We start from the raw sequence: 14,330 nt of genomic DNA, 5'->3' as shown, positions 1-14,330 counted from the left end.
GAGATGGGCTTGCGGCCCGCATGCGGATGGTCCGTCACGATGAAGGCCACGGGACGGCCAAGAAGGCGGATTGTGATCAACCGGAAAGTTCGGATCTAAAATCGGCGCGAGTTGACGCCGCAAAGCTTGTGCGCACGGACCACGAGTATAAACTCTGGCCAGTTTGAAGCCTGAGCAAGGAAGGTCAGTTTTCAGATGAAGCTGCGCATATCGGGAAAGCACATGGATATCGGCGATGCGTTTCGTACGCGCATCACCGATCGTGTCGGCGAAGCGATCGGAAAATATTTCGATCGCGGTTTTTCAGGGCATGTCACCGTCATCAAATCGGGGTCGCGCTATTCGGCCGATTGCATGATCAGGCTGGATTCCGGCGCTTCGCTGCAGGCGACCGGCGATGCCCAGGATCCAACGCTTGCCTTCGAGGCGGCGGCGGACCGTCTCGAAACCCGGCTCCGACGCTACAAGCGCCGTCTGAAATCGCACAATTCAGGCAATGGAAATGGTGAAATCACCGACATCGCCTATACGGTGATGGCGCCGCTTGCCGACGACGATGAGGAGTTTCCGGAGGATTTCGCCCCGGCCATCGTCGCCGAATCAACCATGACGCTGCAGACCATGTCGGTGGCGTCGGCAGTCATCGAGCTCGACACCAAGGAGAGCCCGGTCTTCGTCTTCCGCAACGCCGGAAACGACCACCTCAACATCGTCTATCGGCGGCCGGACGGAAATATCGGCTGGATCGACCCGTCCACGACCAAAGTCGCACAAGCGTAACGACAATGGGTCGCACGGGCGTGACGACAACAGTCGCACAGAGATAATAGCCAGCCGCGCGAGGGGCGAGGACTGGCGACGGCAGGCGAATAAGGGATTTTCAAGCATGGATCTGAGCGATCTTATCAACGTTCCGGCGATCTTGCCGGCGTTGAAGGCGAACTCCAAAAAACAGCTTCTGCAATTGCTGTCCGAGAGAGCGGCGGCGATTTCCGGCATTCCGGAGCGCGAAGTGTTCGACACCATCCTGCAGCGCGAACGGCTGGGCTCCACCGGCGTCGGCAACGGCATCGCCATTCCGCATGGCAAGCTCGCCGGGGTGAAGCGCATCGCCGGCGTCTTCGCCAGGCTGGAGACGCCGGTCGATTTCGAGGCGCTGGACGACCAGCCGGTCGATCTGGTGTTCTTGCTGCTGGCCCCGGAGGGCGCCGGCGCCGATCATCTCAAGGCGCTGTCGCGCATCGCCAGGGTGCTGCGCGACGCCGACACGGTGGCCAAGATCAGGGGCACGCGCGACGCGGTCGCCATCCACGCGCTACTGTCGGACACGCAGGCCTCGCACGCAGCCTGAAGTTTTGTTGGATTAAGCCTTCCAGGGGCCGCCATGGGCGGCCCTCTCCATTTCGAACACTGACTGCTATCGCCTATTCTTATCGATTAACCATGATCTTGCCCGAAAACCGGTTCCCACTTTTCGGGATCATGGTTTAGTGAATGGCGACAGTCGTCAGGTCGTTTTCCATGGCGCCGGCCAAAGCCCGGTCTTTCGCATCCGAAAGCAGGATCGGCTGGCCGTTGGCGGCAAACAGGGCCCACAGGACCATACCGGGCGCGATTTCGCCGAGATTGGGGAAGCGGCCGAGCAGTTCGTCGCTCGAGACCTTGCGGAGGTAAGCGACCGAGCCTTCGCCGAGGTGGGCGAATTCGCCGCTGGTCATGGTGATGGTTTCGTCAGTTCTGGTCATTTCAAAGCCTCCTTGGCGCGAGGACGCCGCTCAAGGCCATCCCGCATGAGAGCCATCGGTAAAGATCAGTCTTTCACCGATATATTTATTTTCCGTACCAGCCGTTCGGACTCCGGCCGATCGAGATCGATCGACAAAAGGCCGTTCTTCAGTTCCGCTGCGATCACCCGCATGCCGTCGGCCAGCACGAAACAGCGCTGGAACTGGCGCGCGGCGATGCCGCGGTGGAGGAATTCGCGCTCGGTGTCGTCGGTCTGACGGCCGCGCACGACCAGCTGGTTTTCCTCCGTGGTGACATCGAGGTCGCTTTCGGCGAATCCCGCCACAGCGAGCGTAATGCGCAGCCTTTCGGCCTTGCCGTCGGCACCGCTGAGGCGCTCGATGTTGTAGGGAGGATAGCTGTCACCGGATTTCGCCAATCGTTCCAAGGTCTTTTCCATGGCATCGAAACCCAGGAGAAGCGGGCTGGAGAAGGGCGTCATTCGGCTCATGTTACACTGTCCTCTTTGGAGCGACATAAACTGGAAAAACCCGGATGGCATTTTTCCCGATGGTCTTGATATGGTCCGCGCCGCGGCCAAGTTCAAGCCGTCTAAAACCCCCGCCAAAAAGACTCCCCCGCATAAGGAAATGAAATGCCCCAGACCCGCAAGATCATCATCGACACGGATCCCGGCCAGGATGATGCCGTCGCCATATTGCTGGCGCTCGGCAGCGCCGAACTCGAGATCGTCGGCATCTCCGCTGTTGCCGGCAACGTGCCGCTGAAATTGACCGAGAAGAACGCCAGAAAAATCTGCGAACTGGCCGGCCGGCCCGATATAAAGGTCTATGCCGGCGCCTTCCGCCCGCTGGCGCGCGAACTCGTCACCGCCGAGGAAGTGCATGGCAAGACCGGCCTCAACGGCCCGCAACTGCCCGATCCGAAGATGAAACTGCAGGGCCAGTATGCGGTCGATTTCATCGTCGAGACGCTGATGAAGGAAGAGGCCGGCACGATCACACTGTGCGCGCTCGGCCCGCTCACCAATGTCGCGCTGGCGCTGATCCGCGAACCAAAGATTGCGCCGCGCATCAAGGAAATCGTGCTGATGGGCGGCGGTTTCTTCGAGGGTGGCAATGTCACGCCGACCGCCGAGTTCAACATCTATGTCGACCCTCAGGCCGCCGACCTGGTGTTCAAATCCGGCATTCCAATCGTCATGATGCCGCTCGACGTCACCCACAAGGCGCTGACCACGGCCAAGCGCACGCAGGCCATCCGCCAGCTCGGCACCAGGGTCGGCACCGCGACTGCCGAGATGCTGGAATTCTTCGAACGCTTCGACGAGGAAAAATACGGCACCGATGGCGGCCCGCTGCACGATCCGTGCGTCATCGCCTATCTGTTGAAGCCAGAGCTGTTCAAGGGCCGCAACTGCAACGTCACCGTGGAAACGGCCTCCGAGCTCACCATGGGCATGACCGTGATCGACTGGTGGGGCGTGACCAAGCGGCCGAAGAACGCCATGGTGATGCGCGACATCGACCATGACGCGTTTTTCGCGCTGCTGATTGAGAGGTTGGCGCGGCTTTAGGGGGCTTTTTTACCTTCTCCCCTTGTGGGAGAAGGTGTCGCCGAAGGCGACGGATGAGGGGTGTTCCATTGAACGCCAACGTCTCACTCCGCTGGAACACCCCTCAACCGTCTCGGCGCTATCGCGCCGATCCACCTTCTCCCACAAGGGGAGAAGGTAAAGGCGCGCTCACTTCGCCTTGGAAAAAGCCAGCCACAGGCCGCCGCCGACCAGAAAACTGCCGCTGATCCTGGACATCAGCTTGATGCGGCTGGCTGAGAGCAGGCGTCCGGCGCGGCTGGCGGCGAGGGCGTAGGTCGAATCCGAGACGGCGGCGAAGATCATGGCGGTGAAGCCCATGACGACGATCTGCAGCGTGTAATTGCCCTGCGGGGCGATGAACTGCGGGAAGAAGGCGCCGAAGAAGACCAGCGTCTTCGGGTTGCTCAGCGCCACCAGCAGGCCTTGCAGGAAGAAGCCGCCGCGCGGTTTCCTGGCCGTGCCGTCGGCGTTCAGCGTGCCCTTGGCGCGAAACATCTGCACCCCCATCCAGATCAGATAGGCGGCGCCGATCAGGCGGACCCATTCGAACCAGTGGCCCATGCCTGATATCAGCGTGTTGAGGCCGATGCCGACAATGGCGATCATGACGGCAAGCCCGGCCTGCGTGCCGGCGACATTGGCAAGCCCGGCGCGCGCGCCATGGCGGATGCTGTTGGCGATGATCAGCGTCACGGTCGGGCCGGGCACCAGGATGATGACAATGCAAGCAAGGACATAGGCGGCGTAAAGTTCCAGCGACATGGGGATTCCTCGGGGATTTCCTCAGACAGAATGCGCCTCGCACGGCGCGTCAGGGCCTGATCAATGCACGCCAGCGACGCTGGTGCAAGCCGTCAGGACGGGTCGCCTTCGGTCGCGAATTGACGTCAGGACGCTCCGACCTGCCATGGCAGCGTCGCCTCATAGGCCGCGCCCGCACGCAGCACGGCGAGGTCGCCACGCGGCCGTCCGATCAGCTGTATGCCCATCGGCCTGCCCTTGGCGTCGAACCCGACGGGCACGTTGAGCGCCGCACAGCCGCCGAGCGTGGCGAAGGCCGAAACCTGCATCCAGCGGTGGTAGCTGTCCATCGCGCGTCCGGCGACCTCACGCGGCCAGTGGATGCCGACTTCGAACGGAAGACCTGCGCCGTCGGCAGCGCGATGAGGTCGAAACGGTCGAACAGCGACAGCAGCGTCCGGTGCCAGGAGGTGCGGACGACCGAGGCCGCGCGGATCTGCGGCGCTGTCAGCCGCATGGCGTTCTCGACCTCCCAGATGGCTTCCGGTTTCAGCAGGGTCCGCTTGTGCGGGTCGTCATAGTGGATCTTCAACGCCGAGCCGCTGCTCGACTGGCGCAGGGTCACGAAGGCCTGCCACAGCGCTTCGAAATCGACATCCGGCAGCAAGGGCTCGGTCACAAAGGATGCTTCCGCGAAGCGGCCGAGGGATGCCTCGCACAGATCGAGGATGCCGGCTTCAACCGGCAGATGGCCCTTGAGATCGCCAAGCCAGCCGATGCGGCCGCCGGCTGCCGGCGTGGCCAGCCCCTCAAGGAACGAGCCGGGTTTTTCCCAGGACAGTGGCGCGTGCGGATGGTAACCCGCCTGCACATCGAGCAGCAGCGCCATGTCACGCACACTGCGGCCCATCGGCCCGTCGACACCCATCTGGGCATGAAAGACCTCGACGTCCGGTCCGCCAGGGACAAGGCCCTGCGACGGGCGGAAGCCGTAGACATTGTTCCAGGCGGCCGGATTGCGCAGCGAACCGCCGAAATCGCTGCCGTCGGCGACAGGAACCATGTCCAGCGCAAGGGCGACCGCAGCACCGCCGCTCGAGCCGCCGGCGGTGAGCGCCGGATCGAAGGCGTTCAATGTCGGGCCGAACACGTTGTTGTAGGTGTTGGATCCCAGCCCGAATTCGGGAACATTGGTCTTGCCGATGATGATGGCGCCGGCATTGCGGATGCGCTCGACGAAGAAATCGTCTTCCTGCGGCACGAAATCGGCAAAGATCGGCGAGCCGAAACTGGTCCTCAAGCCGCGGGTCGTGGCGAGGTCTTTGATCGCCATCGGCAGGCCGAACAGGGAACCGGCAGGCTTGCCCTGCGCCAGATGGGTGTCCGCCGCGTCGGCCTCGCGCAAAATGTCTGCGCGCTCGCGCAACGAGACGATGGCATTGACCAGCGGATTCACCGCGTCGATGCGGTCGAGGAACGCGGTGACCACCTCGCGCACGGACAGGCGGCGGCGCCGGATCGCCTCGGCAAGGTCGACAGCGGACATCCGGCAGATATCGCCGGCCGATGGCACGGCGTGTTTCGTGGCGGGGCGCATGGCTGTTATCCGGCGTCGTTTTGCAGGGCGGCGTCGACGTCCGCCGCCAGTGGGATCGCCGGCTGGGCGCCGGGCTTCAGGCAGGCCAGCGAACCGGCGGCCGCGGCGCGGGCAAGAGCCTGTTCGAGCGGCAGGTTGGACGCCAGCCCGGCGGCGAGATAGCCGCAAAAAGTATCGCCGGCGCCGACGGTGTCGACCGGGGTGATCTTCAACGCCGGCACAGTCAGGAAATCGTCCGGCGTCGCGGCCAGCACGCCGTCGCCGCCAAGCGTGACGACGATGGTGCGGCCGGTCTTGCCGGCGAAGTCGCGCATGCGCGCCGGGCGGTCGCGGCCTTTCAGCGACAAGGCCTCGCCGTAAAGGTCGAATTCGGTTTCGTTGGCGACGGCGTAGTCGGCCTTGCCGAGCAACGCTGCCGCTTCGGCGCGGAAGGGGGCGGTGTTGAGCACGGTGACGGCGCCGGCGGCGTGCGCGGCGTCAAGCGCTGAATCGACAGTCTGCAGCGGGATTTCGTGCTGCAGCAGGACGACGTCGCCCTTCCCAAGGAAGGCCTTGGCGAGATCGCCGGGCAGCACCGAATCATTGGCGCCCGGCACCACGGCGATGACATTCTCGCCGTCGGCGCCGACCAGGATCAGCGCTGTGCCGGTGGACGCGAAGCTCTGGCCGACGCCGGAGAGATCGACCTTGCCGGCCACAAGCAGGGCGAGCGCCTCGGTGGCGAAATTGTCCTTGCCGACGGCACCGATCATGCGCACCTTGGCGCCGGCGCGCGCCGCGGCCAGCGCCTGGTTGGCGCCCTTGCCGCCGGGCGCGGTGGTGAAACCGGAACCGCGGACCGTCTCACCCGGCGAAGGCAAGCGGTCGACATTGGCGATAAGGTCGAGGTTGATCGAGCCGACAACGATGATCAAGAAAAAGGCCTCCTGCGGGAATGCGCGGGAAGCTAACCCGTAAGCCGGCGGCTTGCCAGAGCGTGCGGATTTTTTGCTCGATTTCCGAGGGCTCGCAAAAAGAAAAACACCGGCGAAGGGTTTTCGCCGGTGTTGTTTGATGCGGGGCTGTCTTCAGGAAGCGGTCTGGCCCGCTTCCCAACCGAGGATGGCGCGCTTGCGCGTCAGGCCCCAATGGTAGCCGGTCAGCGCGCCGGACTTGCCGATTGCCCGGTGGCACGGGACGACGAAGGACAACGGGTTGGCGCCGACCGCCGCACCCACCGCCCGGCTGGCCTTCGGCGCACCAATGCCGGCGGCGATCGAGGAATAAGTGCAGGCCCTGCCCATCGGGATCCTGAGCAGCGCGTCCCAGACGCGCAACTGGAAGTCGGTGCCGATCATGACCACGCGCAGCGGCTGGTCGGCGCGCCACAGCGTCGGATCGAAAATGCGCGCGGCATAGGGCTGGGTGGCGCTCATGTCCTCGACATAGGTCGCGTTCGGCCAGCGACCCGACATGTCGGCGAAGGCCGCCCGCTCGCCGCCCGGATCATTGAAGGCGAGCCCCGCAAGGCCACGGTCGGTGACCATGATCAGGGCGATGCCGAAGGGCGAGATGTGGTAGCCGTAGCGGATGGTCAGCCCGGCGCCGCGCGTCTTGTAGTCGCCTGGCGACATCGCCTCATGGGTGACGAACAGATCGTGCAGCCGGCCGGGACCGGACATGCCGAGCTCGAAAGAGGTTTCCAGGAGCGGCATGCCGGAATCGAGCAGCTTGCGCGCATGATCGAGGGTGACCGCCTGCAGGAAAGCCTTCGGCGACAGGCCGGCCCAGCGGGTGAACAGTTTTTGCAGCCCGGTCGGCGTCTCGCCGACATCGGCCGCCAGAGCTTCCAGCGAGGGCTGGTCGCGGTAGTCGAGGCTGATCTTCTCGATGGCGCGGCGCACGACCTCGTAGTCGCTGCCGTCGGGGGTGATGTCGTGCTGCAGGATCGCTGTCGGTTTCATCTGCGTATTCATGGTCATCTGGGCGTTCATGGCAATATCTCCTTGAGCGCGAATATCGGTCTTTGCGCCCTTTGCAACCACCCGAAACTTGCCTTGTTGCAGCGCCTACCCAGATAAACACTGGGCTGCGAACCAGAGGCTGCCGATGGCTGGCGAAAAGGTAAACCTGACCGGGGCAAGGGAGACCTTGCTGATGACGCTCTACGGCAAGGCGCTGGAGAGCCGGCTGCCGCATTCGCTGCTCAAGGACCGTTTCGCGGATGAGGCTGTGCGCGCCATCGACTATGATTTCTCGCGGCTCAAGGTCGACAGCAATCTGGGCATCGGTCTGGCGATCCGGGCCAGGACGTTTGACATGCGCGTTCAGGATTTTCTCGCCAGAAATCCCGGCGCCATCGTGCTGCATCTCGGCTGCGGGCTCGACACGCGCATCTTTCGTGTCGATCCGCCAGACGGCGTGGAGTGGTTCGATGTCGACTATCCCGATGTCATCGCGCTCCGACGCAAGCTTTACCCGTCCCGCGATCACTACGACCTCGTTGGCTCTTCAGTGATCGACCCGGACTGGCTGGCGCAAGTGCCACGCAATCGACCGGCGGTCGTGGTGATGGAAGGGCTGACGCCCTATCTCCCGGCCGAGAAAGGGCCACGCCTGTTGTCGCGTCTCGTCTCGCATCTCGCCGGCGGCGAGCTGATGTTCGACGCCTACAGCCGCTTCGGCCTGAAGATGCTGCGGCTCAATCCGACCATGAGGGCGACGGGAGCCGAGGTGCACTGGGCGATCGACGATCCGCACGAACTGGAGCGCGCTGTTCCGAAGCTAAGGTTCGTTGACGATATCTCAGCTTACAGTGCGGAACGCACAGCCCACATGGGCTGGTCGGCGCGACTGTTCATCGGGCTCTGGAGGCACATTCCCGCGCTACGCAAGGTCGGCAGGATTCTGCGCTACCGGTTTTGAATCTTATTCTCGGACAGCTTCATCAATTCTTTATATCAACGATGTTGACCCATGTTTTTCGGTCTCCATACCCAAGGGACTGAGTGGTCACGAAGCATGCGGTTTGTGCAGACGATCCGCAATTTTGAATCTGAGCTATCGCGTCACGAAATGACAGCTGGATCGAAATCACGCACAGCATAACGCCGATCAAAGTCAAAACGGCTTTCGTATAGCGATCGATCATGGATTGCCTCCCATCAAAAAGACTAACTATGGAAGCAGAAATCAAGTATATCTTCAAGTCACGATCTGGCTTTCGTCAGCGCACGTGAAAAGGCTGCAGCAAAACTTTCGCGAGAGTCGGGGTCCAGGAATGACCCGATCGGCACATTCTGCCCCTGTGCTTCCACCACCATTCTGGTGATGCCGATCTCGGCGTGACGAGCGACGGAAAAGCGCGCCCAGAACGGGTTGAAGCGATGCGCTTCGGACTTTCCCGAGGGCGCGGTCTTGCGGATGTCGAGGCTGGTGCGCGACACCGACACTTCCTCGCGGGCGCGCGCGGCGCGGTAATTGACGCGGAAGGCGATGTAGACGGCGATGACGTCGAGACCGAAGAAGCCGAAGACCGGCCACGCGCCGCGCGACAGGAAGAACGCTCCGGTCACCACCCAGCCGAACAGCAAGGCGCCCATCAGGATCAGGAAGCCCGTCCTGCCCAAAGACCGGTGCGGGGTCAGCAATGCGTGAAAGAAGGGCTCGTCAGCCTGAAACGAGGCGTTTGTGTCGCTCATGAGGGGATACTATAGGAAGGGAATGGCGAGCCCCAAGTCCAAAAATCTTTCCCTATCCAAAAGTGAATTGTCGCCCGGGCGGCGTGACGGCTCGAACGCGATGCCGCAGCCACGGCCGGCAAGGGCCAGCTCGCTCTACAGCGCCGCCGAAGTGCATGAGATATTCCGGCGGTTTTCGGTGCAGCGGCCGGAGCCGAAGGGCGAACTCGAACACGTCAACGCCTTCACGCTGCTGGTGGCGGTTGTGCTGTCGGCGCAGGCGACCGATGCCGGCGTCAACAAGGCGACGCGGGCGTTGTTCAGGATCGCCGACACGCCTGAAAAAATGCTGGCGCTGGGCGAGGCCAAGGTCGGCGAGCACATCAGAACCATCGGGCTGTGGCGTAACAAGGCCAAGAATGTCATCGCGCTTTCAGAGGCGCTGATCCGCGATTATGGCGGTGAGGTGCCCGGCGAGCGCGATGAACTGGTCAAGCTGCCGGGGGTCGGACGCAAGACCGCCAATGTCGTGCTCAACATGGCGTTCGGCCAGCATACGATGGCGGTCGATACGCACATTTTCCGCATCGGCAACCGGCTTGGCCTGGCGCCGGGCAAGACGCCGGAGCAGGTCGAGCAAGGGCTGCTGCGGATCATCCCGGACGACTATATGCGCCATGCGCATCACTGGCTGATCCTGCATGGCCGTTATGTCTGCAAGGCGCGCAAGCCGGATTGCCCGGCCTGCGTCATCGCCGACATCTGCAAGGCGGCGGAGAAGACCACTGACGTGCCGGCGCCGCTGGTGCCGATCGCGGCGCTCGGCCCGGCGGATATCTTGGGGAACTAGTTCTCCTCGACAAACACCTCTTCGCGCTTCTTCTTGACCGACGGCAGGAAGACGACGACGAGCACGGCGAGTGCAACCAGCAGCAGGCCGGCGCTGATCGGCCGCGTCACGAAGGTCGAGGGATCGCCGCGCGACAGGATCATGGCGCGGCGCAGGTTTTCCTCGAGCAGCGGGCCGAGCACGAAGCCGAGCAGCAGCGGCGCTGGTTCGCAACGCAGCTTGGTCAGGACGTAGCCGAGCAGGCCGAAGAAGGCGACGGCGTGGAGATCGAAGGCGTTGGTGTTGACGCTGTAAACGCCGATCGAGCAGAACGCCATGATGATCGGGAACAGCACGTAATAAGGGATCGTCAGCAGCTTCACCCAGAGCCCGATCAGCGGCAGGTTGAGCACGATCAGCATCAGATTGCCGATCCACATCGAGGCGATGATGCCCCAGAACAGCGCCGGTTGCTCGATCGCGACATTGGGGCCGGGCACGATGCCCTGGATGATCATGGCGCCGATCATCAGCGCCATGACCGGGTTGGCCGGAATGCCCAGCGTCAGCATCGGAATGAAGGAGGTCTGGGCGCCGGCATTGTTGGCCGATTCCGGTCCGGCGACGCCGGCAATGGCGCCCTTGCCGAACTCCTCCGGGTGTTTCGAGACACGCTTTTCGACCGTGTAGGAGGCAAAGGCGGCAAGGACCGCGCCGCCGCCGGGCAGGATGCCGAGCGCCGACCCGATGATGGTGCCGCGCACGATGGGAGCGGCCATGGCCTTGAAGTCGTCGCGGGTCGGCATCAGGCCGAAGACCTTTTTGATCAGCACCGAGCGCTCGTGCTCGTTTTCGAGGTTACGCAGGATCTCGGCGACGCCGAAGACGCCGACCGCCACCGCGACGAAATTCAGCCCGTCGGCATATTCGCGGATGCCGAGCGTGAAGCGCGGCGTGCCGGTGTAGATGTCGGTGCCGACAATGCCGAGCAGCAGGCCGAGCACGACCATCGCCAGCGCCTTGACGATCGAGCCATGGGCGAGTGCGATGGACGAGACGAGGCCGACGATCATCAGCGAGAAATACTCCGCCGCGCCGAATTGCAGGGCGATTGCCGTTAGTGGCGGGGCAAAGACGGCGACCAGGAAGGTCGACACCGTGCCGGCGAAGAACGAGCCGATCGCGGCGATGGCGAGCGCCGCCCCGGCGCGGCCATTCTTGGCCATCTGGTAGCCGTCGATCGCGGTCACGGCCGAGGAGGACTCGCCGGGCATATTGATGAGAATGGCGGTGGTCGAGCCGCCATACTGGGCGCCGTAATAAATGCCGGCAAGCATGATCAGCGAGGAGACCGGGTCGCCAATCTGGAAGGTGATCGGCAACAGCATGGCGATGGTTGCGGTGGCGCCGATGCCGGGCAGCACGCCGATCAGGGTGCCGAGCAGGACGCCGATCAGGCAGAAGCCGAGATTTGCCGGCGTTGTGGCCGTCGAAAAGCCGAGTTCGAGATTTTTGAGAAGGTCCATCTCATCACCTCACAACGGTAGCCAGGGGCCGAAGCGCTGGAACGGCAGCCCGAGCGCGTAGCTGAAGACCAGGACCGAGAACAGCGTCAGGCCGGCCGACAGCACAAGCGCGGTCAGCGGCTTCATGCGGGCGCTGGCGAAGGAGGCGATCAGCGCCGTCAAGAAGATCGACGGGACGAAGCCGAGGCCGCGCACCGTCAGGCCGAAGAAGATCGGCGCCGGCAGGATGAACAGCATGCCGCGCCAGGCGATCGGGCCGATCGGCTCGCCCTCGACGCGCACCGCCTGGACGAGGATGATGGCGCCGAGCACGATCAGCACGATCGCCAGCACCAGCGGGAAATAGCCAGGTCCCATGCGGAAGGCGGTGCCGATTTCGAGGCCGAGCGACTGTATTGCGAAAAAGGCGCCGAAAAAGATGAACAGCGCGGCGCACAGGCCGTTTGTCCTGTCGATTGCGAAAGGTTTCATGACGGTCCTCCCAGGCCACCGGGGCCTGCCGTTGCAACTGTGGAAACGAATGAAAACGGGGCGCCAGAAGCGCCCCGTTCAAGCCCTCAGTCGGCGTACTGGCCGGCGGCTTCGATGATCGGCTTCCAGCGGGTGATCTCGCCTTCCAGCTTGGCCTTCAGCGCTGCCGGCGTCGCGTCGGCTTCGGATGACGGCTTGGTGCCGAGTTCAGCGAAGCGGGCGATGACGTTCGGGTCCTTCAGCGCGACCTGGAGCGATTTCGACAGGCGGTCGGTGATCTCGGCCGGCGTGCCCTTCGGCGCATAGAGGCCGTGCCAGATGCCGACCTGCACCGCGGGCAGGCCGCCTTCGATCGTCGTCGGCACGTCCTTCATGACATCGAGGCGTTCCGGCGTGGTGACGGCATAGGCCTTGATGGTGCCGCCCTGGATCTGCTTGGTGGTGTTGGTGGTCTGATCGCACATGATATCGACCTGGCCGCCGAGAAGGTCGGTCATGGCCGGGCCGGTGCCCTTGTAGGGCACGGTGACCAGCGGCGTGCCGATGGCGCTCATGAACAGCATGCCGCACAGGTGCGAGGCAGCCCCGATGCCGGCATTGGCGACGGTGATGGTGTCCTTGTTGGCCTTGGCGTATTCGACCAGTCCTTTCAGGTCTGTCGGCTCTAGGTCCTTGCGGGCGACGATGGCCATCGGCACCTCGGTGACGAGGCCGACATACTCGAAAGCGTTCAGCGTGTCGTAGGCGAGCTTCCTGTAGAGCGTAGCGCTCGTCGCCATGCCGATGTGATGGAGGAGCAGCGTGTAGCCGTCCGGGTCAGCGTTGGCGACACGGCCGGCGCCCAGCGTGCCGCCGGCGCCGCCGACATTCTCGACGATGATCTGCTGGCCGAGATCCTTCGACATGGCTTCGGCGACAAGGCGGGTGACCGTGTCGGTCGGACCGCCGGCCGCAAACGGCACCACGACGGTGATGGTGCGCTCGGGATAGGTCTGTGCTGAGGCGGTGAACGAATAGAGCGTGACGGCCGCGGCGGCGGCCAGGGCGGCAACAAATTTCCTCATCTTAATTCTCCTCCCAGGATATCAATTTCCAATCGCTGTGCAGGTCCGGCAGCGATGGGGCAACAAAGGCAAGCTAACAGATTGTCGCCTGACGCAAACTGTTAAATACAGTCGTCCGCAACCATGGCGCTCGGTGGGGAGTATGCCCGGCGGAGCTGGGGTTTCGTGTTGGCGTTGCTTCAATAACCGTAGCCGCGCGCCATGGCCGCCGCGAAGATCGGGATCAGCAGGAAGATGAAGGCTTCGGCGCGCACACAGGTCTTCACCGAGGCGAGCTCCGCCGCCGGCACCTGGAAGCCGGGACCGGCGCTGGCTTGCCGGTTCCAGGAGATGAAGCGGATGGTGGGCACGATCGACAGCAGGCCAACGATGCCGAACGCCGCCATCTTCGCCCAGAACACCCAGTTGTAGATGTAGAACTCCCAGCCTTTCAGGCCATAGATGACACGGCCAATGCCGACGATGATGATCAGCGTGGCGATGATGCCGTAATGGCGGTCGATGCCGGCAAGCCGCTTGAGTGTGGCGGCAGACAGGTCGCCGCGGATCAGGACGAATTCGGCGCCGATGATGCCGGCCAGCGAGAACACCAGAAGATGATGGAAGATGGCAAGCACAAGATCGGTGGTGTCCACGGTGTTCTCCTCCCAATGGCGGTATCGAGACCGGCCTTCGCTGGGCCGGTTGCGAAAAGTAGCATCGTTCGGCGGAATTCCCAGAGGCGGGCTTGCCTTCGACCCGGCCATTGGCGTCATAGACGCCACATCCTGGCAGCACCTTGTTTAACGCAATTCCCAAGGGAAAGCGCTGCGCGCTTTTCCCGGGAAAACCGCTTCACACTTTTCTTGGAATTGCTTTAGGCTTTTGGACTGAAGCGCGCTTTGAACCCGATGCCCGATGATATCCGCGCCGCCCTGGCGGGATCGTCATAACAGGCCGTGACCAACTCACACGTTGGGAACTCAACAACGATGACTCTCGCCGTATTGCGTGCTTCCTTCAGCAATGGCGGAACTGTCGTCGGGTTGAGGCGTGCGTGGTATTTTTCGCAAGCGGTGCCCACAGCCTGCTATATTCGGCTTGTGCCACATGATCGGTGA

At 63.2% G+C, this 14,330-nt stretch carries 16 protein-coding genes and 1 pseudogene; 5 read left to right on the top strand and 12 right to left on the bottom strand.

What is annotated here, in order from left to right:
- Positions 1–195: 195 nt before the first annotated feature.
- Positions 196–780 (top strand): ribosome hibernation-promoting factor, HPF/YfiA family, encoded by a 585-nt coding sequence (gene hpf / locus H0241_RS20380; protein ID WP_142869001.1) that lies wholly within the window; start codon positions 196–198, stop codon positions 778–780.
- Between the two features lie 106 nt (positions 781–886).
- A complete protein-coding gene (gene ptsN, locus H0241_RS20375; RefSeq protein WP_135898701.1) occupies positions 887–1,351 on the top strand; it encodes a PTS IIA-like nitrogen regulatory protein PtsN in 465 nt (154 codons plus the stop codon).
- Positions 1,352–1,487: 136 nt separating this feature from the next.
- Here the strand turns inward: ptsN and H0241_RS20370 are convergent, their stop codons facing one another.
- On the bottom strand, positions 1,488–1,745 hold the full coding sequence (locus H0241_RS20370; protein ID WP_023683072.1) for a BQ00720 family protein: 258 nt from the start codon (positions 1,743–1,745) through the stop codon (positions 1,488–1,490).
- Positions 1,746–1,810: 65 nt separating this feature from the next.
- Positions 1,811–2,236 (bottom strand): Hsp20 family protein, encoded by a 426-nt coding sequence (locus tag H0241_RS20365; protein ID WP_013893014.1) that lies wholly within the window; start codon positions 2,234–2,236, stop codon positions 1,811–1,813.
- Between the two features lie 144 nt (positions 2,237–2,380).
- Between H0241_RS20365 and H0241_RS20360 the strand changes: the two genes are divergently transcribed.
- Positions 2,381–3,322, top strand: a complete 942-nt coding sequence (locus tag H0241_RS20360) for a nucleoside hydrolase (protein ID WP_181059512.1) — start codon at positions 2,381–2,383, stop codon at positions 3,320–3,322.
- Positions 3,323–3,490: 168 nt separating this feature from the next.
- Here H0241_RS20360 and H0241_RS20355 read toward each other — a convergent pair whose 3' ends face one another.
- The 4 genes and pseudogenes from H0241_RS20355 to H0241_RS20340 form a co-directional block, all read right to left on the bottom strand.
- A complete protein-coding gene (locus H0241_RS20355) occupies positions 3,491–4,105 on the bottom strand; it encodes a LysE family translocator (RefSeq protein ID WP_181059510.1) in 615 nt (204 codons plus the stop codon).
- Between the two features lie 125 nt (positions 4,106–4,230).
- A pseudogene (locus tag H0241_RS20350) lies at positions 4,231–5,681 on the bottom strand (amidase).
- A 5-nt stretch (positions 5,682–5,686) separates the two neighbouring features.
- The gene (locus H0241_RS20345; protein ID WP_181059508.1) at positions 5,687–6,595 is read right to left on the bottom strand and encodes a ribokinase; all 909 of its coding nucleotides are present in this window, start codon (positions 6,593–6,595) and stop codon (positions 5,687–5,689) included.
- A gap of 153 nt (positions 6,596–6,748) precedes the next feature.
- Positions 6,749–7,654 (bottom strand): methylated-DNA--[protein]-cysteine S-methyltransferase, encoded by a 906-nt coding sequence (locus tag H0241_RS20340; RefSeq protein WP_181059505.1) that lies wholly within the window; start codon positions 7,652–7,654, stop codon positions 6,749–6,751.
- 115 nt (positions 7,655–7,769) lie between these two features.
- On the opposite strand from H0241_RS20340, the gene H0241_RS20335 reads away from it, so the two are divergent.
- On the top strand, positions 7,770–8,585 hold the full coding sequence (locus tag H0241_RS20335) for a class I SAM-dependent methyltransferase (RefSeq protein WP_181059503.1): 816 nt from the start codon (positions 7,770–7,772) through the stop codon (positions 8,583–8,585).
- 22 nt (positions 8,586–8,607) lie between these two features.
- Here the strand turns inward: H0241_RS20335 and H0241_RS20330 are convergent, their stop codons facing one another.
- Positions 8,608–8,811, bottom strand: coding sequence for a hypothetical protein (locus tag H0241_RS20330; protein WP_181059501.1), 204 nt, complete (start codon positions 8,809–8,811; stop codon positions 8,608–8,610).
- A 58-nt stretch (positions 8,812–8,869) separates the two neighbouring features.
- Positions 8,870–9,361: a DUF2244 domain-containing protein gene (locus tag H0241_RS20325; RefSeq protein WP_181059499.1), complete on the bottom strand. Its 492-nt coding sequence runs from the start codon at positions 9,359–9,361 to the stop codon at positions 8,870–8,872.
- A gap of 22 nt (positions 9,362–9,383) precedes the next feature.
- On the opposite strand from H0241_RS20325, the gene nth reads away from it, so the two are divergent.
- Entirely contained in the window at positions 9,384–10,190 is an 807-nt protein-coding gene (gene nth / locus H0241_RS20320; protein WP_181059497.1) for an endonuclease III, read from the top strand.
- On the opposite strand, the gene H0241_RS20315 is transcribed toward nth, so the two are convergent.
- The 4 genes from H0241_RS20315 to H0241_RS20300 form a co-directional block, all read right to left on the bottom strand.
- Positions 10,187–11,695 (bottom strand): tripartite tricarboxylate transporter permease, encoded by a 1,509-nt coding sequence (locus tag H0241_RS20315; RefSeq protein ID WP_181059495.1) that lies wholly within the window; start codon positions 11,693–11,695, stop codon positions 10,187–10,189. The two genes, nth and H0241_RS20315, sit on opposite strands and share 4 nt — an antisense overlap.
- Before the next feature lie 9 nt (positions 11,696–11,704).
- Positions 11,705–12,166, bottom strand: coding sequence for a tripartite tricarboxylate transporter TctB family protein (locus tag H0241_RS20310; RefSeq protein ID WP_181059493.1), 462 nt, complete (start codon positions 12,164–12,166; stop codon positions 11,705–11,707).
- Positions 12,167–12,252: 86 nt separating this feature from the next.
- Complete coding sequence (locus H0241_RS20305; protein ID WP_210285008.1) at positions 12,253–13,230, bottom strand: tripartite tricarboxylate transporter substrate-binding protein; 978 nt, start codon at positions 13,228–13,230, stop codon at positions 12,253–12,255.
- Between the two features lie 179 nt (positions 13,231–13,409).
- Positions 13,410–13,865: a DUF2214 family protein gene (locus H0241_RS20300; protein WP_181059491.1), complete on the bottom strand. Its 456-nt coding sequence runs from the start codon at positions 13,863–13,865 to the stop codon at positions 13,410–13,412.
- Positions 13,866–14,330 lie beyond the last annotated feature (465 nt).

Origin of the sequence: Mesorhizobium neociceri, assembly GCF_013520985.1 — a bacterium.
Taxonomy (GTDB): Bacteria; Pseudomonadota; Alphaproteobacteria; order Rhizobiales; family Rhizobiaceae; genus Mesorhizobium; species Mesorhizobium neociceri.
Note: the sequence above shows the minus strand (reverse complement) of the source record. Positions and strands in the feature narration are given on the sequence as shown.